17 protein-coding genes and 2 pseudogenes are annotated in these 20902 nt (G+C 73.1%); 10 read left to right on the forward strand and 9 right to left on the reverse strand.

The window, feature by feature from the left end:
* Positions 1-107: 107 nt before the first annotated feature.
* The 8 genes from ACH4EB_RS29265 (at position 108) to ACH4EB_RS29300 (ending at position 9361) form a co-directional block, all read left to right on the forward strand.
* Positions 108-1517, forward strand: a complete 1410-nt coding sequence (locus ACH4EB_RS29265) for an ABC transporter substrate-binding protein (protein ID WP_398350913.1) — start codon at positions 108-110, stop codon at positions 1515-1517.
* Positions 1518-1632: 115 nt separating this feature from the next.
* The gene (locus ACH4EB_RS29270) at positions 1633-2493 is read left to right on the forward strand and encodes a carbohydrate ABC transporter permease (protein WP_398351032.1); all 861 of its coding nucleotides are present in this window, start codon (positions 1633-1635) and stop codon (positions 2491-2493) included.
* Entirely contained in the window at positions 2490-3356 is an 867-nt protein-coding gene (locus ACH4EB_RS29275; RefSeq protein WP_398350915.1) for a carbohydrate ABC transporter permease, read from the forward strand. Before ACH4EB_RS29270 ends, ACH4EB_RS29275 begins: the two co-directional genes overlap by 4 nt.
* The gene (locus ACH4EB_RS29280; RefSeq protein WP_398350916.1) at positions 3353-4345 is read left to right on the forward strand and encodes a zinc-dependent alcohol dehydrogenase family protein; all 993 of its coding nucleotides are present in this window, start codon (positions 3353-3355) and stop codon (positions 4343-4345) included. The genes ACH4EB_RS29275 and ACH4EB_RS29280 overlap by 4 nt, the downstream gene beginning before the upstream one ends.
* A gap of 790 nt (positions 4346-5135) precedes the next feature.
* A complete protein-coding gene (locus tag ACH4EB_RS29285) occupies positions 5136-6104 on the forward strand; it encodes a GNAT family N-acetyltransferase (protein WP_398350917.1) in 969 nt (322 codons plus the stop codon).
* Positions 6101-7420 (forward strand): extracellular solute-binding protein, encoded by a 1320-nt coding sequence (locus ACH4EB_RS29290; protein WP_398350918.1) that lies wholly within the window; start codon positions 6101-6103, stop codon positions 7418-7420. The genes ACH4EB_RS29285 and ACH4EB_RS29290 overlap by 4 nt, the downstream gene beginning before the upstream one ends.
* Before the next feature lie 61 nt (positions 7421-7481).
* A complete protein-coding gene (locus ACH4EB_RS29295) occupies positions 7482-8492 on the forward strand; it encodes a carbohydrate ABC transporter permease (protein ID WP_398350919.1) in 1011 nt (336 codons plus the stop codon).
* Positions 8489-9361 carry a carbohydrate ABC transporter permease gene (locus ACH4EB_RS29300; RefSeq protein ID WP_398350921.1) on the forward strand — a complete coding sequence of 291 codons (873 nt, stop codon included), beginning with the start codon at positions 8489-8491 and terminating at the stop codon, positions 9359-9361. Before ACH4EB_RS29295 ends, ACH4EB_RS29300 begins: the two co-directional genes overlap by 4 nt.
* A 19-nt stretch (positions 9362-9380) precedes the next feature.
* On the opposite strand, the gene ACH4EB_RS29305 is transcribed toward ACH4EB_RS29300, so the two are convergent.
* From ACH4EB_RS29305 to ACH4EB_RS29320, 4 genes are all read right to left on the reverse strand, one after another.
* Positions 9381-10007: a ScbR family autoregulator-binding transcription factor gene (locus tag ACH4EB_RS29305; RefSeq protein WP_398350922.1), complete on the reverse strand. Its 627-nt coding sequence runs from the start codon at positions 10005-10007 to the stop codon at positions 9381-9383.
* Between the two features lie 364 nt (positions 10008-10371).
* Positions 10372-11652 (reverse strand): hypothetical protein, encoded by a 1281-nt coding sequence (locus ACH4EB_RS29310; RefSeq protein WP_398350923.1) that lies wholly within the window; start codon positions 11650-11652, stop codon positions 10372-10374.
* Positions 11649-12794: a hypothetical protein gene (locus ACH4EB_RS29315; protein ID WP_398350924.1), complete on the reverse strand. Its 1146-nt coding sequence runs from the start codon at positions 12792-12794 to the stop codon at positions 11649-11651. The genes ACH4EB_RS29310 and ACH4EB_RS29315 overlap by 4 nt, the downstream gene beginning before the upstream one ends.
* On the reverse strand, positions 12791-16777 hold the full coding sequence (locus ACH4EB_RS29320; RefSeq protein ID WP_398350925.1) for a tetratricopeptide repeat protein: 3987 nt from the start codon (positions 16775-16777) through the stop codon (positions 12791-12793). The genes ACH4EB_RS29315 and ACH4EB_RS29320 overlap by 4 nt, the downstream gene beginning before the upstream one ends.
* Before the next feature lie 59 nt (positions 16778-16836).
* Between ACH4EB_RS29320 and ACH4EB_RS29325 the strand changes: the two genes are divergently transcribed.
* The gene (locus ACH4EB_RS29325) at positions 16837-17184 is read left to right on the forward strand and encodes a trypco2 family protein (protein WP_398350926.1); all 348 of its coding nucleotides are present in this window, start codon (positions 16837-16839) and stop codon (positions 17182-17184) included.
* 298 nt (positions 17185-17482) lie between these two features.
* Complete coding sequence (locus ACH4EB_RS29330; RefSeq protein ID WP_398350928.1) at positions 17483-17743, forward strand: hypothetical protein; 261 nt, start codon at positions 17483-17485, stop codon at positions 17741-17743.
* 131 nt (positions 17744-17874) lie between these two features.
* Here the strand turns inward: ACH4EB_RS29330 and ACH4EB_RS29335 are convergent, their stop codons facing one another.
* The 5 genes and pseudogenes from ACH4EB_RS29335 to ACH4EB_RS29355 all read right to left on the reverse strand — a co-directional run.
* On the reverse strand, positions 17875-18699 hold the full coding sequence (locus ACH4EB_RS29335) for a SigB/SigF/SigG family RNA polymerase sigma factor (protein WP_398350929.1): 825 nt from the start codon (positions 18697-18699) through the stop codon (positions 17875-17877).
* A gap of 267 nt (positions 18700-18966) precedes the next feature.
* A complete protein-coding gene (locus ACH4EB_RS29340; protein WP_398350930.1) occupies positions 18967-19164 on the reverse strand; it encodes a hypothetical protein in 198 nt (65 codons plus the stop codon).
* 50 nt (positions 19165-19214) lie between these two features.
* The gene (locus ACH4EB_RS29345; RefSeq protein WP_398350931.1) at positions 19215-19559 is read right to left on the reverse strand and encodes a hypothetical protein; all 345 of its coding nucleotides are present in this window, start codon (positions 19557-19559) and stop codon (positions 19215-19217) included.
* Between the two features lie 261 nt (positions 19560-19820).
* Positions 19821-20591: pseudogene (locus tag ACH4EB_RS29350) on the reverse strand (transposase family protein).
* A 53-nt stretch (positions 20592-20644) separates the two neighbouring features.
* A pseudogene (locus tag ACH4EB_RS29355) lies at positions 20645-20829 on the reverse strand (serine hydrolase); the annotation flags it as partial.
* Positions 20830-20902: the final 73 nt, after the last annotated feature.

Below are 20902 nucleotides of genomic sequence, written 5' to 3' on the forward strand. Positions count from 1 at the left end.
ACGGGAACCGGCGTGCGGCCCTGGTCCGCCGTGCCCGCGGCCCGCACCACAGCGTTTCCCGGCGGGCCGCCCAGCCGGTGCAATTCCCAGCAGAGAGGTGTCGAGCCGTGCGAGCACGATCTCCCGGGAGGACCGTCCGCCCACGGCGGTCCGCCCCGCGTACCAGACGGCGTGGTCCGCTGGGACTGGCGGCCGTCGTGGTCGCCGTCTCCCTGGCCCTCGGGGGCTGTTACCGGGGCGCCGGCGCCCTCGGCAACGAGGGCCGGGACACCATCAACGTCCTGATGGTCAACAACCCGCAGATGGCGGACCTGCAACGGCTGACCGCCGAACACTTCACCCGGAGCACCGGCATCGAGGTCAACTACACCGTGCTGCCCGAGGACGACCTGCGCGACAAGATGAGCCAGGACTTCTCCAGCCAGGCCGGCCAGTACGACGTGGCCAGCCTCAGCAACTACGAGACGCCCATCTACGCCCGCAACGGCTGGCTGTCCCCGCTCGGCGGCCGGGCCGCGCGGGACACCGGATTCGACCAGGCGGACCTGCTCACCCCCGTACGGAAGTCGCTGACCGCGGCCGACGGCAAGGTCTACGCGCAGCCCTTCTACGGGGAGTCGTCGTTCCTGATGTACCGCAAGGACGTACTGCGCGACCTGGGGCTGTCGATGCCCGCGAAACCCACCTGGCGGCAGGTCGCGGCGCTCGCGGCGGAACTGGACGGCGCACGCCCCGGCATGAAGGGCATCTGCCTGCGCGGCCAGCCCGGCTGGGGACAGCTCGCGGCGCCGCTGACCTCGGTGGTGAACACCTTCGGCGGCACCTGGTTCACCAAGGACTGGCAGGCGAAGGTCAACAGTCCGCAGTTCACCGCCGCCACCCGCTTCTACGTCGGCCTGCTGCGCGCGCACGGGCAGGCGGGCGCCCCGCAGGCCGGGTACACCGAGTGCCTGAACGACATGCAGCAGGGCAAGGTCGCCATGTGGTACGACGCGACCGCCGGCGCCGGATCGCTGGAGAGCGGCGACTCCAAGGTCGCCGGGAAGGTCGGTTACGCGCCCGCGCCGGTCGAGCGGACGGCGAGTTCGGGCTGGCTCTACACCTGGGCGTGGGGCGTGCAGAAGGCGAGCACCCACCAGGACGCGGCCTGGAAGTTCATCTCCTGGGCCTCCGGCAAGGACTACGAACGCCTGGTGGGCGAGCGGCTGGGCTGGTCGAAGGTACCGGCCGGCAAGCGCGCCTCCACCTACCGCGACCCCGACTACCTGCGGCACTCCGGGGCGTTCGCCGCGGCGACGAAGAACGCGATCACCTCGGCGCGGCCCGACGACCCCGGGGTGCAGCCCCGGCCCGCGCCCGGCATCCAGTTCGTCGGCATCCCCGAGTTCTCCGACCTGGGCACCAAGGTGTCCCACGAGGTCAGTTCGGCGATCGCGGGACGGCAGAGCGTTTCCGAGGCGCTCGACAAGGGCCAGCGGCTGGCGGAGGAGGTGGCCCGTGCCTACGCGGAGCGTTGAGACACGCGGCGACCCGGACGGCCGGGGCGGCACACGGCGGCCCGACGCCGCCGCACCGCACCGCGAGGGCCCGCGTGGCGCCCGGCGCACCGCGAGCTGGGCCCGCCGCGCCCCACTGCTGCCCGCCCTGGTCTTCCTGATCGTGGTGACCCAGCTCCCCTTCGTGGCCACCGTCGTCATCTCCTTCACCCGGTGGAACGCGCTGGCACCCGACAACCGGGGCTTCGCGGCCCTCGACAACTACCGGGCCGTCTTCACCGACCCCGCGATGCGCTCGGCCATCTGGACCACCGTCCTGCTGACCGTGACCGTCGTGCTCGTCAGCCTCGTCCTGGGGCTCGGCCTCGCCCTGCTGCTGGACCGCGCGTTCTGGGGGCGCGGCATCGTCCGTACGCTGCTGATCACCCCGTTCCTGGTGGTGCCGGTCGCCGCCGCGCTGCTGTGGAAGCACGCGCTCTACAACGCCTCGTACGGGCTGATCAACGGCTCGCTGACCCGGATATGGCAACTGTTCGGCAGCGCGGACCCGCCACAGCCGGACTGGATGACCGCCTCGCCGCTGGCGGCGGTCGAGGTGGCGCTGATCTGGCAGTGGACGCCGTTCATGATGCTGATCCTGCTGGCCGGGCTGCAGAGCCGGCCCGCCGACGCGGTCGAGGCGGCCCGGGTCGACGGCGCCTCCGCCTTCGACGTGTTCCGCTACCTCACCCTTCCCCACCTGCGCCGCTACCTGGAGCTGGCCGCGCTGCTCGGCACGGTGTACGTGGTGCAGAACTTCGACGCGGTGTTCACCATCACCTCGGGCGGCCTGGGAACGGCCAACCTCCCGTACACGATCTACCAGACCTTCTACCAGGCCCACGACTACGGACGGGCCTCCGCGCAGGGCGTCGTGGTCGTCGTCTGCTCCCTGCTGGTGGCGACCTTCGCGCTGCGCACCGTCTCGTCCCTGCTCCGTGAGGAGGTCACCCGATGAGCGCGCGTACGGTACGGGCCGCGGCGCCCGCGGCACGGCGACGGCGGCGCGCCGGGAGCCTGCTGGGCCTGGCCGCCTGGCTCTGCGGCATCGCCTTCTTCCTGCCGGTGGCGTGGATGGTGCTCACCTCCTTCCACAGCGAGGCGGACGCGGCCACCAACCCGCCGAGCCTCGGTGCCGGGCTGACGCTGCACGGCTACCGCGAGTTCTTCGGGGCGGGCACCGGTCTCAGCCCCTGGCCGCCGCTGATCAACTCGTTGACGGCGTCGGTCGCCGCCACCCTGCTGGTGCTGGTGCTCGCCGTCCCGGCGGCGTACGCGCTCGCCATCAAGCCGGTGCGCAAGTGGAGCGACGTGCTGTTCTTCTTCCTGTCCACCAAGATGCTGCCGCTGGTGGCGGGACTGCTGCCGGTCTACCTGATCGCCCAGAACACCCGGATGCTGGACAGCGTCTGGCTGCTCGTCATCCTCTACACCTCGATGAACCTGCCGATCGCGGTGTGGATGATGCGGTCCTTCCTGGCCGAGGTGCCGGTGGAGATGCTGGAAGCCGCCGCCATCGACGGTGCCGGGCTGCCGACGACACTGGTGCGCATCGTCGCGCCGGTCGCCCTGCCCGGCATCGCGGCCACCGCGCTCATCTCCTTCATCTTCAGTTGGAACGAGCTGCTGTTCGCCCGGGTGCTCACCGGCATCGTCGCCGGTACCTCACCGGTCTTCCTGACCGGATTCGTGACCAGCCAGGGTCTGTTCCTGGCCAAGGTGTGCGCCGCCGCCACCGTGATCTCCCTGCCGGTGCTCGCCGCCGGGTTCGCCGCCCAGGACAAGCTCGTCCAGGGCCTCTCCCTAGGAGCCGTGAAATGAAGGCCGCAGTCATCAGCGCCCCGGGCCGGGTCGAGGTCACCACCGTCGACGATCCGGCGCCCGGGCCGCGGGAGGTCGTCGTGGACGTCGCGGGCTGCGGGCTGTGCGGGACCGATCTGCACATTCTCCAGGGCGAATTCGCGCCGACGCTGCCGGTCGTGCCCGGGCACGAGTTCGCCGGTACGGTCGTCGCCACCGGCCGCGAGGTCACCGGGCCGGCCGTGGGCGACCGGGTCGCCGTCGACCCCTCCCTGTACTGCTACGCGTGCCACTACTGCCGCATCGGCCGCAACAACCTGTGCGAGCGGTGGGCCGCCATCGGGGTGACCACCGCGGGCGGCGCCGCCGAGTTCGCCGTCGCGCCCGCCGCGAACTGCGTGAAGCTGCCCGAGCACGTACGGACCGAGGACGCGGCGCTCATCGAACCGCTGTCCTGCGCCGTACGGGGCTACGACATCCTGCGCTCCCAGCAGCTCGGCACCCATGTGCTGATCTACGGCTCCGGCACGATGGGGCTGATGATGCTGGAGCTGGCCAAGCGCACCGGGGCGGCGGGCGTCGACGTGGTCGACGTCAACCCGCGGCGGCTGGCCACCGCCCGGCAGTTGGGCTGCGGCAACGCGGCGGCCTCCGCCGACGAGCTGGACCGGCCGCGCGGCTGGGACGTGGTCATCGACGCCACCGGCAACGAGCGCGCCATCCAGGACGCGCTGGGCCGCGTCGGCAAGGGCGGTACGTTCCTCCAGTTCGGCGTCTCCGACTATGCGGCGCGGGCCGTGATCGAGCCGTACCGGATCTACAACCAGGAGATCACCATCACCGGTTCGATGGCGGTCCTGCACAGTTACGAGCGGGCCGCCGAACTCTTCGCCGCGGGCGTCCTGGACCCGGAGGTCTTCATCAGCGACCGCCTGCCCCTGGACCGGTACGCGGAGGCGCTGGACCGCTTCAGGGCGGGGCAGGGACGGAAGATCCAGGTCACGCCCTGAGCCGGGGCCGTTGTCGGGCCCCTGCGGCATGATGCGGTAGTGGGCCGGGACGTCGTCGGGGCGGACCGGGCCGCTGCGTTCCAGGGGGCGGGCATGGCGGGCAGGAAGAGTTCTGCAGTGATTCCGGGGACCGGGTGCGTTGCGCGGCACCGGCATCCGAGGGGACCCGGGCTACGGCAGCACGGCGCTGCGGGGGTCGCAGGGGAGCGGAGGATACGGCCGAGCGGAGCATGAGCGGGTCCGATCGGGGGATTGACGGCGGCCGTACGCCGTCGGCGCGCACGTCCTGAAGCCCGCGGTGCGGAAGGTGTTGGAGCCTGGGCGCAAGGCGGGGACCATGACCCTGCCGGCTCGTACGGGACGCGGACGAGAGGACGCCGATGGACCACGCGACGCTGCACCAGGAAGGCTCCCACCCGGTGATCCGCTGCGCGCGGGCGCTGCCGCGGTCCCGCGCCCCGCTCCGCGCCGCCGGTACGCAGCCGTGGGAGGCCGGTGCGAACCTGGCGTGCACGTTTTCCCGGGGCGCAGGCCCGACGACGACGGGCGGCCCCCTCGGCCCGCAGCAGGTAAGGCCACCGGCCGGTGCGGGGCGGGAGCGGTGACCGGGCGGGAGGCCGGGCCGATGACCGGGCCGGTGACCGGCGTCGCGGACGAGCGCGGCCGACCGGGCGAACGGGACCGACCGGGAGGGGAAGACCGACCGGGAGGGGGAAAGGAGCCGGGCGAGAGCAAGGGGCCGGGCGGGAAGCTGGGTCCGGGCGGGCCGTCCCGGTCCGGTGATGGGTCCGTGTCCGGCGGCCGGGTCCGGATGCGGGATTTCCGGTCCGGGGACGGAGCGCCGCTCGTCGCGGCGTGGGCGCGCAGCGCGCCGTACGACCCCGTGACGCGGGAGCGCTTCCGTCGGCAGGTGCTGCTCGACCCGAACTTCGACCCCGCCGGTCTGCGCGTCGCCGTGCGGGACGGCGAACTGGTCGGGGCCGCGTACGGGGTGCGCCGGACGGTCGCGATGACCGGCCGCGACCTGGAGCCGGAGCAGGGGTGGGTCCCGTTCTTCTTCGTGGATCCGGCCGTCCGCCGGGCCGGGCTCGGGCGCCGGCTGCTCACCGAGGTGCTCGACTGGCTCGCCGGGCACGGCCGCACCCGCGTCGACTTCGCCTGCTACACACCGCACTACTTCCTCCCCGGCCTGGACCGGGCCACCTACCCGGAGGCCGCCCGGCTGCTGACGGGGCTGGGCTTCCGGCCTCGTGGCGAAGCGGCCGCGATGGACCGCTGCCTGGTCGGCTACCGGATGCCCGACGCGGTGCGGGAGCGGGCCGCCGCGCTGGCCGCCGCGGGCTACCGCTTCGGCACGCCGCGGGACGACGACCTGGTGGGTCTGTTGCGGCTGGCCGAGGACGAGTTCGGTCCGGACTGGCCGCAGGCGATGCGCCGGGCGCTGGACGGCGGCGCGCCCATGGACCGCGTCGTGACGGCCCACGACCCGTCGGGCCGGGTCGTGGGCTGGGCGATGCACGGGGCGTACGAGGGGCTGACCGAGCGGTTCGGGCCGTTCGGGGTGCGGGCGGACCAGCGCGGTACCGGGCTGGGCAAGGTGCTGCTGCACCTGACGCTGGAGCGGATGCGGGCGGCGGGCGCGCACGGCGCGTGGTTCCTGTGGACGGGCGAGCGGAGCCCGGCCGGGCAGCTCTACCGGTCGGCGGGGTTCGTCACGACCCGTACGTTCGCGGTCTTACGGCGGGAGGTACGGCCATGAGGCGGCGCCGGGCGCTGGCGGGACTGGCGGGAGCGGCGGTGACCGCGGCGGGCTGCGGCGCCCCCGGCCGGAGCGGGAGCGGCCGCCCCGGCGACCCGATCGTGCTGACGCTGCTGTCGCACTACGCGACGGAGCCGCTGAAGTCGGCGCTGCAACGGACGGTCGACGCCTGGAACGCCGGGCACGACCGGGTGCACGTACGGACGACGGCGGTCCGCTTCCAGGATCTGCTGACCACCCTGATGGTCCGGCAGGCCGCGGGGCAGGGCGCGGACATCATCCACCCGTACAGCCTGTGGGCCGGGCAGTTGGCGCAGGCCGGGGTGGTGCGGCCGGCCCCGCCCGAGGACGCCGGGCGGATCGCGCGCGGCTTCGCCGGCGCCGCGGTCCGGGCGGCCTCGGTGCGCGGCCGGATCATCGGCTACCCCACGGAGGTGCAGTCCTACGCGCTGTACTACAACAAGCGGCTGCTGCGGGCGGCCGGCGTGGAGGGGCCGCCGCGCACCTGGCGGGAGCTGGAGGAGACCGCGTACCGGACCGCGCGGCGCGACCGGCACGGCAACACGCTCGTGCAGGGCTTCGGGCTGTCGCGGATCGACGACGCGACCGTGGTGAACCAGACGCTGGCGCTGATGGCCTCCCGCGGCGGATCGTTCCTCCGGGCGGACGGCGCCCGCAGCGCCCTCGACTCCCCCGCCGGCCGGGCCGTCTTCGCGCTGGAGCGGCGGCTGATCGACCGGGGCGCGAGCGACCCCGGCATCGACCTGATGAAAGCCTTTTCGGCGGGCCGGGTGGCGATGGCGATCAGCGGTGCCTGGTGGACCGGCAGCCTGAAGCAGTCGATGGGCCGGGATTACCGCGATGTCGCGGTGGCGCCGGTGCCGGGGCCGGCGCCCGGCAACCGGGGCACGGTCACCACCGGCTTCCTGCTGGGCGTCAATGCCGGGAGCCGGCATCCGCGCGAGGCGTGGCAGTTCCTGCGCTGGCTGAACGACGAGGTGGTGCCGGCCGGTCCGCGGGCGGGCCGGGCCGCCGCGGTGCGGGCCACCCGCATGAGCGCCCTGCAGATGTCGGTCGGCACGATGACCGGCCGCTCCCGCGACATGCGGGCGCTGCTGGCCGCCGGGGGCGATCCGAATCTGAGCCCGTTCGTCGACGCGCTGGACTACGCCACGCCGGAGGCGAACGGGCCGCGCGCGCAGAAGGCCAAGGCGCTGCTGCGCAAGAACATCGAGGAGATGTGGGCCGGCGGCCTGACACCGGACGGCGCCATACGGAACGCCGTACGCCAGGTCGACCAGGAACTCTCCCGCTGACTCGCGGCCCGCCCCACGGGTCCGCACCCGTCGGTCTCCCGCCTCGAAAGGCTGGTGCTGCATGGCGACAACGGTCGAAAGCGCGGACGGGGAAGGCGGGCGAGGCGGCCCGGGCGCCGGGAGCCGCGGCTACGAGGACGGCGGGCGGGGTGTGCGTACGGCCGGGAGCCGCGCCCGCGCCGCCGCGCACCGGCGCCGTCGGCGGCAGACCGTCGTCGGCTACCTCTTTCTCGCCCCCAGCCTGCTCTTCTTCGCGGTCTTCCTCGTCCTGCCGCTGCTGTTCGCGGTGCTGCTGTCGCTGTCCCGCTGGGCCGGCTTCGACCTCGCCGACATACGGCTGGTGGGCACGGACAACTTCGCCGCCCTCTTCGCCCGCGGCTCGTCCTTCCTGACGCCGGTGCTGAGCAACACGCTGCTGTACGCGCTGGGCACCGTGGCCCTGGCGCTGAGCGGCGCCGTGCTGGTCGCCCATTGCATCACCAACCTGCGCTTCCAGGGCCTGTGGCGCACGCTGTACTTCCTGCCGATCGTCACGACCGTGGTCGCGGTCGGCAATGTGTGGAAGTACATGTACGAGCCGGGCGGCCTGGTCAACGGGGTGCTCAACGCGCTCGGCCTGCGTTCCGTGGCCTTCCTCCAGGGCCCGGCGACGGCGCTGCCGTCGATCGTGGTGGTGCAGGCGTGGGCCTCCCTCGGTTCCGCGATCCTCGTCCTGACCGCGGGGCTGAAGGCGATTCCGCGCTCCTACTACGAGGCCGCGGAGCTGGACGGCGCGGGGCAGTTCACCGTCTTCACGCGCATCACGCTGCCGCTGCTGCGGCCGGCGCTGCTGTTCGTGTGCGTGACCCAGTTCATCACCGGGCTCCAGTCGTTCGCGCTGATCATCGTGATGACCGGCGAGGGCGGTCCGGGCGACGCGACCAACGTCGCCGCCCTGGAGATGTACCAGCGGGCGTTCAAGTACGGGGACTGGGGTTCGGCGAGCGCGGCGGCCCTCGTGCTGTTCGTCCTGATCCTGGTGATCACTTTGGCGCAGTTGTGGCTGTTCCGGCGGAAGGGAGAGGACGCGTGAGACGGCGCAGGCGCTTCCCGTGGCTGTCGTATCTGCTGGTGGGGGTGGGCGCGGTGGTGACGGTCGTACCGTTCCTGGACATGCTGCTGACCTCGTTCAAGGGGCCGGGGGAGTACGGCAGGCTCCCGTACCGCTTCCTGCCGGAGGCCTTCGAGCTGTCCAACTACCGGGAGGCGTTCGTCCGGCTGGACCTGCCGCTGCTGTTCCGCAACAGCGCCGTGGCCACCGCCGTGATCACCGGCTCGGTGCTGCTGACGTCCTCACTGGCGGGCTACGCCCTGGCCAAACTGCGCTTCCCCGGCCGCGACCTGATCTTCCGGCTGGTGCTCGCGACGATGATGTTCCCGCCGTTCGTCTTCTTCATCCCGCACTTCCTGATTCTCGTGCACTGGCCGCTGGCGGGCGGCAACGGCCTGCTCGGCGAGGGCGGCGCGGGGCTGACGGTCAGCCTCGCCGCCCTGGTCATGCCGTTCCTGGTGTCCGGGTTCGGGATCTTCCTGATGCGGCAGTTCATCGTCTCCGTACCGGACGAGATGCTGGAGGCGGCCCGGATCGACGGCGCCGGGGAGTTCACGGTGTGGTGGCGCATCGTCGTACCGCAGACCAAGCCGGTGGCCGTGACCCTCGCGCTGCTCACCTTCGTGAGCGCCTGGAACGAGTACATCTGGGCGCTGCTGGTCTCGACCGCGAACCCCCGCCTGCTGACGCTGCCCGTCGGCATCCAGACCCTTCAGAGCTATCTCGACCCCAACAGCATGGTGCCCGTGATGATGGCCGGTCTCATGCTCAGCGTGCTGCCGGTGCTGGTCCTGTTTCTCCTGCTGCAGAAGCACTACATCAGGGGCGTCATGCTCAGCGGTCTCAAGTAGGGCCCGGCCGGCCCCGGTGTCAGGCGACCGTGCCGCCCTGATGCTGATCGAAGGCGATCAGCGGCCGGGTGCCGGGGGCGGCGACCCCGGGCAGCAGGTAGCGCCAGAGTGTGACGACCCGCTGGTGCAGGTCGGCCCGGCCGGTCGAGATCTGCGACAGGAGCTGCGTGCCGGAGTAGGAGCTGACCAGCACCCAGGCCAGGTCGTCGATGTCCACGTCCGGGAGCAGTTCTCCCTTGTCCCGGGCGGCGCGCAACTGCACGGCGAACTCCTGCACCCAGTACTGGTACGGAGCGTCGTCCTGGACGCCGAACTCGCCCTGCTCGATCGCCAGCCGCACCCCGGCCCGCAGCGCCGGGTTGGTCTGCAGCTCCCCGGCGAGGTACAGCGTGATGTCGACCAGCCGTTGCAGCCCGTCCTCCCCGGACGGCAGCTCCAGTCCGTCGCCCTGCTCGATCATCACGGCGTGTGCCAGTGCCTCCTTGGACGGGAAATGGAAATACATCCCGCCCTGGGTGACCCCGGCCCGCTTCATGATCTTGCTGACACTCGCGCCGCTGAATCCGAACTCGTCGAACACCTCGGAAGCCGCCCGGAGAATAGCTTCCCGGGTCTTGACCGCCCGCTCCTGCACTGACCGCACCATTTCCCTCGGCAAACACGTGAATGGTACGAAGAAAACGCGAGCCCTGCCGCATCGGTACCGGCTCCGCCCGTGAGGTGGATCACTACGGGGGACACCGGCCGGCCCCGGCGGCCGACCGGTGTCCGGTTTGCCCGCCCGGCCGGAACCGGCGTACGGCGATGCATGGCGGTGTATGGCGGTATATGGCGGTCCAACTGCGCAGGACGCGCGGACGGCCACCGCACGGTGCCGCGCTGCCACCGTCAACCGGCATCCGCCCCCGGCAACCGGCCCGTCCCGGTCCTCGGGTCGTCCCGGTCCGCCCCGGTCCTCGGGCCACCCCGGCCATCCATGATCGCCGTTGCCGCCGCCGTCGTCGTCACCGTCAGTCGCCGAGTTCGCCGCACAGGTGATCCAGCGCGAAGGCCCCGGCCCGTTCCTGCGTCAGCCGTTCGGCCTCCAACTGCTTCAGCAGCCCTTCGAGGGCCCGGGGATCCCGCGGGTCCTCCAGGAACTCCAGTACGGCCCGCTGGAACGCCCCCCGCAGCGTCGACGGCATGGCGTCGGACGCGTCGAAACAGATCTCCTCCGCCGACCGGAAGAGTCTCTGCACCGCGGCGGTGCCCGCCGAGAGCCGGCCCTTGCCCGTGCTCCCGTCGGGGAACAGCGGCCGCTCCCCCGGTTCCGCCAGCCCGGCCCACACGGCGCGGGCCTCCAGCGAGGTCAGCCCCCTCAGCAGGTCCCAGGCGGCATCGCTCGGCCGGAAGACGGCCGCCATGTCGCCGGAGACCTCGAACGTCCCGCGGCCGGCCGGCAGCCCGGGGACGAACTCATGGGTGGGGGCGGGCAGCACGTCGTCGCCGTAGTGCCGACGGATGAAGGAGCCCTGGTGTTCCAGGGTGCACCTGCCGGTGTTCAGCAGCCCGTACCGGCCGCCGCCCAGGCTCTCGAACTCGGTGGATATCGCCTGCTCGGCCGCCTTCGGCCGGTCCTTCGCGAGCACGTCCCGCCACGCCTGCCACGCCTGCCGCACCGGCTCGCTGGTCCACGGCAGCTTGCCGGTGGCCCACCGCTCGTACACGTCCGCACCAAACTTCTGCAGCAGCAGGTCCTCGATCCAGTCCGTCCCCGGCCAGCCGGACGTGGCGCCCGACGCCATGCCCAGGCACCAGCGCGGGCTCCCGGCCGCCTTGGGGTCGCCCGGACGGCTCCAGACGATGCTCTTGAGGTCCACCCGCACCGGCACCCAGTACGAGTGCCGCCGCCGCTCCCCCGTCTCGTCCTCCAGCGTGATCTGCTCCGCCCACGGCCCCAGCGCCGATCCCGCCACGTCGTCCTCCAGCACCTTGGCGTCACCGTTGCGCGCGTACTCGGCCAGCTCGCCCAGGCCGTTGAGGATCGCCACGTCGGGCGGTGTCTCCGTCCGGAGCTGGGTCGCCAGGGTCTCCCGCAGGGAGCGGGTGCCCTCGTACTGGAACGACCAGCCCGTACGCCGGCTGATCTCCTCCAGCATCCTGACGAACGGTCTCTCCTCCCCGCCCGTCCACGGGCCCAGGACCACCACCGTCCGGTCCTGCTCCGCGGAGCAGCCCGCCGGCACCAGGGCGGCCGTGCCCAGCAGGCAGCCCGCCAGGGCGGAGCGCAGCAACCGGCGTGGGCTCCTCATGCCTTCCCCCAGTCGATCTTCCAGTGTTCCCGGCCGTAGCGGCGGAGTGTGAAGCCGCATCCCACGGCGCCCGCCGCGCCGACGGCCAGGGCCAGCGCGGCGGCCGTCGCCCACTCGCCGGGGTGGGTACCGCGCAGCTTCCCGGCGAGCGCGGCGTCCTCCCGCTCGATCGCGGCGTCGGGCCCGCGCGCCGTGCCGGCCTCCCCCGCGCCGTCGCCGGGCGGGCGAGGCACGGTGATCCGCCCGAGCAGACCGGCCGTGCGCTCCACGTCCCGCTGGGCCCGTTGCTGCGCGGTGACGCCGAACGACAGCACCCCGAGCACCAGCAGGACGGGCAGCCCGTACAGCACCAGCAGCGGGCTGCGTACCCGCAGGCGGGCCCGTACGTAGTCGAGCAGGCCGACGAAGACGAGGGCGAGGACCAGCGTGGCGAGCAGCGCGGCCGACGCCGTCCCGGCGAGCACGGTGCGCCGGGCCGACAGGCCGGCCACGGTGCTGCGCAGGTGCTGCTCCAGGGCGCCGATGCGCTGGAGTATCGCGGTCGGACCGGTGCGCAGCAGATCCGTCGCGTAGTCCATGCCCGCCCTGCGCAGCGGCCGGCTGCCGTGGTGGCTGTTGGCCCAGTCGATCCAGCCGTCGTAGGCGGTCACCAGGCCGGACACCACGCGCACCACCTGCTCCTGCGTCCTGCTCAGCGCTTGGGTCTGCACGGCGTTGTTGAGGCTCTGTGACGCCTCGGCCACCAGGGCCGGGTACCGCTCGCCGAGCCCGACGAGGCCGGTCTGCAGCAGGGGTTCGCCGTCGCCGGTGCCGAGCCGCTGTTCGGCCTCCTGCTGCGCGAGGGTCAGCGACACCCGGGCGTGGGCGAGGTCGACCAGCGCGGGGGCGTAGCGGTCGCGCAGCTCCTCCGTACGGCGGTGGACGTCGAAGTACGCCGTCCCTGCCAGAGCGAGCACCGTGAGCATGCCGACGGGCACCATCACCATGCGGCTGAACAGGAACTTCCCGGTGGGTTTCAGCTCGCCTCGCGCGTCGCGGCCCGCCGACCAGCGCCACAGCGCACGGGCCGGTCTCCGCCGGGTCGCGGGCGCCGCCGGGTCCCGCTCTCCCGGGCCCGGAAGGGAGCGGTCGTCGCGGCTCATCCCGGCCCCTCGGGCGCGGTGTCCTCGTACGCCGGGAGCCCCTCGCCGTTCGTCCGGGCGCGCTTCCAGCGGCTCGGCCGGCGGGAGTGCGGGCCGCCGCGCCGGTGCCACACGCCCATGGGGCGGGTGTGACAGGAGTTGTCGAGCAGTGCTCTGGCCAGGGCCTGGTCACGGACCCGTTCGGCGGGCGGCATCTGTTCGAGGAGCCGCCGGTAGCAGGCGGCCAGCTCTTCACGCAGGGCCCGCTCCGTCGGCGGGGCGGGGATCTTCTCGGCCTGGAGGTCGGGATCCGCGCAGAACGCGCCCAGCGGGCCGGTTTCCGCACCGGCGGGCGCGGTCGTCACCAGCAGGAGGAGCAGTTCCTGAAGGTCGGCGCGGAGCCGGTCCTGGGCATGCCGGTCGGTCAGGCCCTCCTTTCGCGTGAGCCGGTGCAGCGCCACCCAGGCCTGCCGTGCCATGGCCACGGTGGGCGGGCCGCCGTCGGCGGGCGGGGCGGCGAGGATGCGGACCATGGCCGTGCGGGCGGCGGTGCGGTGGCGCGAGTCGGCGGGGACGGCTTCGAGGCAGTCGAGGGCGAGCTGGGGCTTGGCGTCGGCGAGGTGGATCCGGGCCAGGCCGAAGGCGGCACCGCCGAGGGCGTGGTTGCGGTGCCACACCGCTCCGTACAGCGCCACGGCCTCCTTCGGGCTGCCCTCGGCCTCGTGGCAGTAGCCGAGGGCCAGTTTCGGGGCGTACTCGCCCGGGATCGCCTCGTAGACCAGGTCGAAGCAGGCCCGCGCGGCGGCCACCCGGTCGCGCACGAGGTGCAGCAGCCCTTCGTGCCAGTGCAGCCGCCAGTCGAACTCGGCGAGTTCGCCGACGGCCGTACGGGCGCGGGCCAGCTCCGCCTCGGCGGCGGCCCGCTCCGCGACGGCCTCCTCCGGGTGGTCGCGGGCGATCTCCAGATGGAGCCGGCAGTGCAGCAGTGCCTTCTCCGGGGACTCCGTCCACGCGTCGCTGAGCTGGAGCAGGCCGACCGGGTCGTCGTAGGAGGTGCGGTGCAGCTCCGTCCAGTTGCCGTCGGCGACGCTCGGCTTGGGCACCGGCAGGCCGAGGGCGACCTCGGCGGGGGACGGCGGCTTCGCGGTCAGCTTCCGCTTGACGTTGCCGCCGTCCCGCCACTGACCGAGCGGTGGCGCCTTGCCCAGTTCGCCGTCGAGCGCGGCGGGTGCCGGGGCGAAGAGCGTCGAGGGCTCGAAGGCCGCCTCCTCGCCGAGCCGCAGGGAGCGCAGCTCCCGTAGGACGCCCCGGAGCTGGACGGACATCTCCCGGGCCGTGGCGAAGCGCTCCTCCGGGCAGCCGGCCGTGGCGCGGCTCAGCACCCTCAGCAGCGACCGGGTGCCCAGCCCCGGGGGCGCCTCGGGAACCCGGGCGATCAGTTCCTCCAGCACGGCACCGGCCGCGTACAGATCCGCCGCGACGGTCATGCCGGCGGAGCCGTGCACCTCGGGCGCCGGGTACGTCACGGGTCCCGGGGTGCCGATCGGCCGTACGCCGGCCACGTCGATGAGCTTGATGCCGGCGCCGCAGTGGATCACGTTGGTGAGAGACAGATCGCCGTAGACGAGCCCGCACTCCTCGTGGAGGTAGGTGAGCGCGTCCAGGACGAGGAGGCCGTAGGCCGCGATGAATTCGTACACCCGGTGGTCGTGGAAGGGCTCGGCGCGTTTCTCGATCTGCTCGGCGACCCATCGCAGCGGCGCTCCGTCGGCGAACTCCATCACGATGAAGCTGAGGCCGCGCTCCGGGGCCCCTGGGCCCCTGGCGTAGTTGAAGACCTTGATGATCGACGGGTGGTTGAGGCCGACCAGCCGCAGACGCTCCTGTACGGCGTTCTTCACCGCCTGCTCGTCGTCGGGGTCGTGCACCCCTTTGAGGGCCACGGGCCGGCCGGCGAGCATCCGGTCACGGGCGAGGTAGACCTGCCCGTAGCTGCCCTGGCCGAGGCGGCCGACGACCTGGTACTGCTGGTGCAGCTCCTGGCCGCGGACGAGGCCGGTGCGCCGCGCGGGAGCGGCCACCGGCGCGGCGGGCGGCCGGTGGTCCGCACCGGGCGCCGGCTCGGGGCCGCACGTCTGCTGACGGCGGGACACCGCGGGCGGGGGCGGGCCCGGTGGCGGGTCCGGCTCGGCGAGGGCGTCCGGATCACCGACGGTGACATGCGGCAGGTCGGTCAGCCCGGCGCCCGGCGGGAGGACGACGTAACCGCGCGGGGCACGGGGCCGGTCGAGGCGTTGCAGGGCCTCCTCGACATCGAGGCCGATCCGGAACAGGTGGTACGCGGCGCTGTCGCTGTTGCGCAGGGTGCCGCCCTGGCGCAGGGCCGCCAGCCTGCGGGCGAGCCGGGGCTGGACCGGTACGTACCCGTCGTCGGCCTCCGGCCGGCCGTCCCGCAGCCGCCGGCGCCGGTCCTCCAGCCCGGCCAGGACGGTCAGGCGCGCGGCGACGGCCTTTTCGTGGCGGTCGGCCCACCCTTCGTCGAGGAGTTCGCCGACGACGCGGTCCAGCAGCGGTGAGCGCTGGTCGCGGAAGACGAGCAGCAGCCGGCTGTGGCCGCGCGCCAGCAGCGCGTGCAGCAGCGCCATGACCGGCCCGTCGGCCGACCGGATCCGGTCGACGGAGAGGAAGGCGGCGGACAGCGGCGGAGCCTGCTCGGCGATCCGCGCGGTCATGGCGGCGGCGGTGTCGGCCGGCGCCGTCCGTTCGGGCACGCCGGCCCGGGCCGCGGTACGGCGGACCAGCTTCTCGGCCGTCCAGCCCGTCGCGTCCAGAGCCAGGTCGATCGAGCCCGCCCACGGCTCCGCGGCCCGGCCGCGCCGCAGGGACCACGGGCCGCGCTCGCGGTCGGCCAGGACGAGCGCCGAGTGCAGAACGGACCGGGCCTCCGGCTCGTCGTCGGCGACGAAGGCCAGCTCGACGGGCTCCGCCACGCCGTCCGGGCCGCCACGCCCCTGGGAGAGCACGGCACGGCTGCCGTCCGGATACTCCACCGTCCCCCGCCACGCCCCGGGGTGCCGGTCCGTGCCCGTGCCGGACCTTCTGCCGGGACCCGTGCCGCGTCCCGCGCCGGTCCCCCGGCCCGAGCCCCTGACCGTGCCTCTGCCGGTGGCCGGACCCGCGGCCGGCCCCCCGTCGCCGAGCCAGCGGGCGATCCAGCGGCGCAGCCCGAGCGCCCGCTCCGGGTCGGCCGCGCCGGGGACGAGCCGGATGGAGCCCGACACGGCGCGGGCTCCGGTGGCGCGGAGTTTGATCTTCTCGTCCGCCAGGTGCCCCAGGACCGTCTCGGTCGGGATCATGTACGCGTGGCTGGAGGGCACCGGGAACTGCGCCGTGCCGTACTGGTGCACCAGGATGCCGATGACGCCGCGCGTGCGGTCGTGCACCACCCCGCTGCCGCTGAAGCCGTGCCGGACCACGTAGGGCGCCGTCTCCGGGTCGAGCTGCACCCACTCGGGGAAGCGGCCCGGCCCGCCGCGCCCCATGAGCCGGGCGGTGATGTGCTCACCGCCCGGCAGGTCCCTCGGATAACCGACGGTGTGCACCTGCTCGCCCAGCGCCGGGACCTGCCGGTGCAGCACGGCAGGCTCCACCGGCGGCTGCTCGGCCAGCCGCAGCAGCGCGATGTCGGCGCCGAACTGCCCGGTGGGCGGCCGCAGATGGCGGGTGAGCACCTGCGCCGCAACCGGCCGGGGCACCGCCGGCAGGGCGCAGGGGAATTCCGCGAACACGTCGGACAGCGGCGTCGGCGGGTCACCCGGCCGCCCGCCGGCCGCCGCGGTCCGGCGGGCGGCCAGGACGACATGCGCGCAGGTGAGGACCAGACCGTCGGGCAGCAGCACACCCGCGCCGAGCGGCGGGGCGTCCCGGCGCTCCCCCTGGAACAGCCGGACCCGCCAACACCCGTCGCCCGCGTAGTGGTTGGAAGTTCCCCCGAGCTCCCTCATACTCCTGAACCATAGCCGCGGGCAGTGACAATCGCTCCCCGCCGGGTGACGAAAGGGCCATGATGGGCGCGAACGGCGGGCCGGGCGGACGGGGCGGGAACGAGGGCGCGGAGACCGCCGGTCTGGCCGACGTCATCGGCCGCATCCGGGAGGAGCTGGAAACGGCGCAGCGCGAGGGCGAGCGCAGCAGGCTCCGGTTCCTGGTGGACCGCGTCAACGTGGAGTTCGCCGTGCAGGTCCGCCGCGAGGGATCCGGCAGGGGCGGCCTGCGGATCGGCGTGGTCACCGCCGAGGCCGGCGGGGCGCTGTCCCGCGAGAGCACCCACCGCATCGAGATCGAACTCCGGCCGCACGACCGGGACACCCCTCCCGAAGGGCCGGGCATCAGCGTGGGCGGGCCGTCGTAGCGGCACCGCGAACGGGCGGCGGCCGCGAACCGGAGGCGATCGCGAACCGGAAACAGCCGCCCGCCGGGGAGCCTTCCGCTGGGACCCCTTCCACCGGGACCCCTTCCACTTTGAGCGACCGCACGCGGCGGCAGGCACAGTCCAAGCCGGGCCGGGCCGGGCCAGGCCAGGCCAGGCCAGGCCGTCACCGTACGCGGCAGTAGCCCCGCCCGCGCAACCCGTTCGCCAGCCCCCGGGTGCGGGCGGGGCCGTGGCGGGTGACAGTCGTGGCAACAACCCCGCTCCATAAGGAGAGATCATGCGTCGCACTGCGATAGCCGCCGTCGGTATCATCGCCGCCGGATTCCTCGCTGCCACCCCTGCGGCCGCCGCCCCCTCTGGAGGCGGGGGCAAGCACCTCCACCACCACACCGCCAGTCATTGGCAGGGTGCCTACGCGGAGGGCGTGAACGCCGGCGGGCCCGGCGGTGTCACCATCGGCGAGGCGGGCAGCGCCTCGCACTCGAAGGTCAGTGACCTCAGCAAGCACAAGTACCACTACCGCCACTGGGTGCGCTGACCACTCGCCGCCCGGTCCCACCACGCTTGCCCGGCCGCACCGGCCCGCAGCCCTTCGCCCGGTTCCCCGTGCGAAGGGCTGCGCCGTGCCGCCGGGCTACGGCCGGGCCCACGGCCGTGGCCTTCCGGTGCTCAGGCGGCGACCGGGAAGTCCTTCTCCGTGTTCCGGTCGACCTCGGCGCGTACGCGGTTCAGGGCCCGGCTGATCAGCCGCGAGACGTGCATCTGGGACAGGCCCAGTTCGGCGGCGATCGCGCTCTGCGTCATGTCCTTGAAGAACCGCAGGTAGAGGATGCGGCGTTCACGTTCGGGCAGCCGGGCCAGGGCGGGCTTGACCGCTTCGCGGTCCTCTATGAGTCCGAAGCGGCCGTCGGCCGAGCCGAGGGTGTCCAGGAGGGTGTAGTCGTCGTTGTCGCCGCTGCGGTCCAGGGCCACGTCCAGCGACAGGGACCGGTAGGTCTCCAGCGCTTCGAGGCCGAGCACCACGTCGTCCTCCGCGAGCCGGGCGTGTTCGGCGATCTGCGCCACGGTCGGTGACCGGCCGTCCAGGGTGGTGCTCAGTTCCCGTACGGACTTGCGCACCTTGTTGCGCAGCTCCTGGGTGCGCCGGGGCACATGCACGTCCCAGGTGTGGTCACGGAAGTGCCGCTTGAGTTCACCGGTGATGGTGGGGATGGCGAACTGCTCGAAGGCGTCGGCGCGCTCGGGGTCGAAGCGGTCGACCGCCTTGACCAGGCCGAGGGCGGCGACCTGCTTGAGGTCGTCGAGCTGCTCCCCGCGCTCGCGCAGCCGCACGGCCTGACGGTGTGCCAGCGGCAGCCAGGCGGTGATCACACGCTGGCGCAGCCGCTCCTTCTTGGGGCCGTCCGGCAGCGTGACCAGCAGCCGCATCTCCTCGGTGGTGTCGGGGTCGTCGTGGCGGCGCCCGTGGCGGCGCGCGATCATGGTGGTGGCCATCGCCGGCTCTCCTTAGACGCTGGTGGGCGGTTCGCAGGCAGGTGAGCGGCCACTCACCGGAAAACGGCAGACTGGCCCCTCTGGGACGGGGTGCCTGCGGTTCCGAAGCACTGAGGCTCTTGTGTCCCGGCATCGGTGCCTCACACTCGGGACCGGAGATTTTTTCTGCCGGCTTCTTGCCACCGGGGCAAGGGCACGGGTGCGCGCCCCGCGCCGGCGCGGGGGCAGCGGACAGCGGACAGCGGACAGCGGACAGGCGACGGTCGCCTACTCCTCCAGCACGATCCGCCCGAACACCGTCGTGGTCAGGCCGAAGAAGTCCGTGTGGACGAGGTGGCGGGACACCGGGCGGGTGACGCCATTCGAGGTGAGGGTGCCGGTGGCCGTCGCGCGGTCGGTGAAGCAGGTCTCGGACACCTCGACGAGGAGCCGGTGCAGGCTGGACGAAGGGAACCGGCCGGGCAACAGGGTCAGTTCGCCGGTCCAGACGAAGCCGGTGCCACGGGGCGTGCAGGTCAGTTCGGCCGTGGCGTCGGCCGCCGTCCAGTCCGGGTCGCTCCGGAGCGGGCCCGCTGCCGCACGGTGACGGTGACGCGGCGGCTCGCCGCCATGCCCTCGCGTCCCGGGCCGGCGAACTCGCCCGTGTCGTTGACGGCGGCCGGTCCGCTCAGCTCGACGCGGATCCGCCCGTCGGCCGTCATCGCGGCGGTGACCGTACGGCCGGGCGGCACCTGGACGAACTCTCCGGTGACCACCTTCGACAGGTGGAGGGAGTCGACGGCGTACGGCTGGTAGCGGGCGAACGCCGACCGCGGGCAGGGGAGGTAGGCGGAACCGTCGACCAGGTCGAACTGCGGCAATCAGCACGTATGACGACAAGCGCCAGAGACCGGGGGCCTCGCAGGCCCATCGGGCCGGCTACGTCCCTGTCTCCCGTTCCCGGCCCGCCACCTGGTACCAGCTCTGCGGCGCCCTCCGATACCTCACCGTGCTCGACCATGAACTGCGACGGCACACCGGGGCGGCCCGTTCACTCAGTGGCGATGCCCCGATGGCAACGCCAAAGCGTGTTGCACGAGACCGTGAACTGGCGGCCTGCCTGCAATCTCGGCGTGGTCTGCTCATGCCGCAAGAGCGAGGTCGGGCATGTGGGCGACGGCCTGGACGGTGTGATGGAGACCGTTGCCGCGCTGCCGACAGTCGCGGAGGATCTTGCAGTTCTTCATCCGGCTGATCACATGCTCCACCCGGGCGCGGACCCTGCGGTGGGCGGCGTTGTCATCTTCCCCGGTCCGCAGCAGCGGCCGCCCGGGCCGTTCGCGGTGCGGGACGATCAGCCCCGTATTGAGGTAGGCGCCGTCACCGAGCGCGGCCACACCCCGGTAGCGCGCGGCCGGGCCGGACTCCCGCCAGGCTTCGGCGTTGGCCGTGGTACCCGGCACCGGGCGGGCGGCCGCGATCACGAGGCGAGTGTCCGCGTCCACGATGACCCGCACGTTCGCCGAGAACCGGTAGGTGCGCGACGAGGTGCCCGCCGCCCGGTCACGGACCGGGATGAATGTGCCGTCCACGATCCACGGCCGCTCGGCCAGGTGCCGCCGGGGCGGGACCGGCTCACGTGCGAGCAGCGGGCCCGAACGCTGGAGCACGCGACACACGGTGGCCGGCGAGACGCCGAACAGCGGCGCGAGCTGCCGCATGGTGGGATCCGGGCGGTAGTACACGGCGACCAGCAGCACCCGTTCGGACAACGGCAGTCGCCACGGGCGGCCCCATCAGCAGCCCTCGCCACCGCCTTCGCGAACCACTTTGAGCGGCCGCCCGAACTGATCCACCCGCAGCCCGGTGAACGTCTCCACCCACACCCGCTCAGTCCTCAGCACCCCGGCCATACAGCGGAGATGCCCAGTTCCGGCCCTGTGCAACACGCCGCATGTCGCCACCGTCACCTCCAGTGAGGACGAACGCGGGCGCAGTAGAGCTTGTTGGCCAGCAGGACCGCCCACCGGACTTGCCCGGGGGAGATCCACCTATGGTGCCGGAGAAGCCGTAGCGGGCCCAGACACTCTGGTCGTCGCTGGTGCCGGAGGCCGGGTGCCGGAACAACCTGCACTCCGGCTGCAGGCCGCCACGCGACCACTTCTTGCAGGAGTGATTGCCTGCGCTCCGAGGTGCTCCCTATCTTGATTTCACCTACGTGGTC

It is taken from the genome of Streptomyces sp. NPDC018045 (assembly GCF_044327445.1).
GTDB lineage: Bacteria > Actinomycetota > Actinomycetes > Streptomycetales > Streptomycetaceae > Streptomyces.

What these genes read in the sequence shown, in the direction of transcription:
- ACH4EB_RS29275 (WP_398350915.1), top strand. Translation starts at nt 2,490, where the DNA reads ATGAGCGCGCGTACGGTACGGGCCGCGGCGCCCGCGGCACGGCGACGG.
- ACH4EB_RS29320 (WP_398350925.1), bottom strand. Translation starts at nt 16,777, where the DNA reads ATGAGGGAGCTCGGGGGAACTTCCAACCACTACGCGGGCGACGGGTGT.
- ACH4EB_RS29335 (WP_398350929.1), bottom strand. Translation starts at nt 18,699, where the DNA reads ATGGCCACCACCATGATCGCGCGCCGCCACGGGCGCCGCCACGACGAC.
- ACH4EB_RS29305 (WP_398350922.1), bottom strand. Translation starts at nt 10,007, where the DNA reads ATGGTGCGGTCAGTGCAGGAGCGGGCGGTCAAGACCCGGGAAGCTATT.
- ACH4EB_RS29290 (WP_398350918.1), top strand. Translation starts at nt 6,101, where the DNA reads ATGAGGCGGCGCCGGGCGCTGGCGGGACTGGCGGGAGCGGCGGTGACC.
- ACH4EB_RS29330 (WP_398350928.1), top strand. Translation starts at nt 17,483, where the DNA reads ATGCGTCGCACTGCGATAGCCGCCGTCGGTATCATCGCCGCCGGATTC.
- ACH4EB_RS29295 (WP_398350919.1), top strand. Translation starts at nt 7,482, where the DNA reads ATGGCGACAACGGTCGAAAGCGCGGACGGGGAAGGCGGGCGAGGCGGC.
- ACH4EB_RS29325 (WP_398350926.1), top strand. Translation starts at nt 16,837, where the DNA reads ATGATGGGCGCGAACGGCGGGCCGGGCGGACGGGGCGGGAACGAGGGC.
- ACH4EB_RS29315 (WP_398350924.1), bottom strand. Translation starts at nt 12,794, where the DNA reads ATGAGCCGCGACGACCGCTCCCTTCCGGGCCCGGGAGAGCGGGACCCG.
- ACH4EB_RS29310 (WP_398350923.1), bottom strand. Translation starts at nt 11,652, where the DNA reads ATGAGGAGCCCACGCCGGTTGCTGCGCTCCGCCCTGGCGGGCTGCCTG.
- ACH4EB_RS29280 (WP_398350916.1), top strand. Translation starts at nt 3,353, where the DNA reads ATGAAGGCCGCAGTCATCAGCGCCCCGGGCCGGGTCGAGGTCACCACC.